Origin of the sequence: Marinobacter bryozoorum (assembly GCF_023156245.1) — a bacterium.
Taxonomy (GTDB): Bacteria; Pseudomonadota; Gammaproteobacteria; order Pseudomonadales; family Oleiphilaceae; genus Marinobacter; species Marinobacter bryozoorum.
This window is the reverse complement of sequence record NZ_JAKZAH010000092.1, coordinates 1-1,657: the sequence shown is the minus strand read 5'-3', so window position 1 is coordinate 1,657 and position 1,657 is coordinate 1. Positions and strand designations below refer to the sequence as shown.

Annotated in this window: 1 protein-coding gene; it reads left to right on the top strand. The window is 52.6% G+C overall.

Going from position 1 to position 1,657, the window contains the following annotated elements; translation table 11 throughout:
• On the top strand, positions 1-1,603 hold a 1,603-nt coding region (locus tag MLC59_RS19640; RefSeq protein ID WP_248237288.1), incomplete at its 5' end, for a Mu transposase C-terminal domain-containing protein.
• Positions 1,604-1,657: the final 54 nt, after the last annotated feature.

The window sequence follows — 1,657 nt, the reverse complement described above, 5'->3', positions numbered from 1 at the left end:
GATGGGTGGCAGCCTTGCTCCGGTCCGGGTGGCAGGCTTCACGTGGAATGGGTGGCAACCTTCAGCGGTTTACGCACTCGACCGGTCATTTCTTGAAAAGAGGTCGGCGGAGCTTGCTCCGGGTTCTCTGTTACATGTTTTTGGCAAAAAGCACCGTGTGCTGCGCTTGGAATCAGGGTCAGTCGAGCTCGAGGAAGATGGCGGTTATATCAAATGCGTTCCGAAGGCCCTGTTAGAACAACAAATTCTGCAAGGGCTTGCTTGCACAGAGTCGGAGGAAAACGGTCAGGTTTTTGAGTTGTTACGACATGCGGGGCCAGACGATCTTGCAAAGGCAAATCAGCGATATTCGGCACTCAGGGCTCTGGAGAATGGGTGTCCAATAGAGGAGGTCGCTGCCAGTAATCAAGTGTCGGACCGAACCATTCGTAGCTGGCTATCTCGTTTTCGTGCTGCACAGAGGAATCTTGGCGATGGTTATGTTGGTCTGCTTCCCAAAACTGCAGGCCGTGGAAATCGGTCTAGCAGGCTTTCACCTGCAACGATCTCTCTGATCAATCGAGTTCTTGAAGAGCATTTCCTCAACAAAAACGCTCCCCCCTTATCGCATGCCTACGCGATGTTCTTGAAAGCCTGTGACGACACTCAGACATCCTCAACATCCGAGAAAACCTTTTACGGCTACGCCAAGCGCATTGATCCTGTTAGAAGGGTCCGTTCGCGTGAGGGTAGTAAAGCGGCCTACCAGCAAGAAAGTGGTAGCAACCTGTCGCAATCGATGGGTTGGGACTTGGGCGGAAAGTTTGCGATGGATGTTGTCCACACCGACCACACTCAACTGGATATTGAGTTGGTCTCCAGCCGCACGGGCAGAAGCATGGGAAGGCCATGGTTGACCGTTTTCTTGGACGGCTACAGCCGAATGCCAGTGAGCTTTTTGCTGATGTTTGATCCTCCCAGTTACCGGAGCCTGATGACCGGTGTTCGGCGCATGGTGGAAAAAACAGGGTATTTCCCGGCCTCTTTCGTTGTCGATGGCGGAAAGGAATTTCACAGCGTTTATTTCGAATCCCTGGTGGCGCGTGGTGGGAGCAACATACAGCACCGGACGGGGAAGCCCCGACATGGGGCGCTTATCGAGCGCTATTTCGGTTCACTCAATACCCAGTTGATCGACCGACTGAAAGGCAATACCCAGCCAACCAAGAATGTGCGTCAAATGTCGGCCGAGATGAATCCGAAGAAAAACGCGATCTGGACCCTTGAAGCTTTGAGCTCTGTTCTAGAGGATTATCTGGAAGGCTTCGTGGAGCGAGAGCATCCCTCACTGGGCTGCAGTCCAAGCTATCAGTACAGCCAGAGCTTCGTTTTGCATGGCAGCCGCAAGATCAGAGCCATGGAGTACAACCAGGAGTTCATCATTTCAACTTTTCCGCCGCCCAGAAGAGGCAAGGTTTCCATCAATCCGAAATCAGGTATTCGCGTTAACCATCTGGATTACTGGCACAGCATCTTCCGATCTCCGAGCCTTAATAAGCAAAAGGTGGATGTTCGGTACGACCCTTTTGATATTGGCCATGTTGCGTATTCCGCGCCATCGTGACCACCCATTCCGTTTGAACGTGACCGCCTGTTCCGGACGATTGTGACCGCTCAT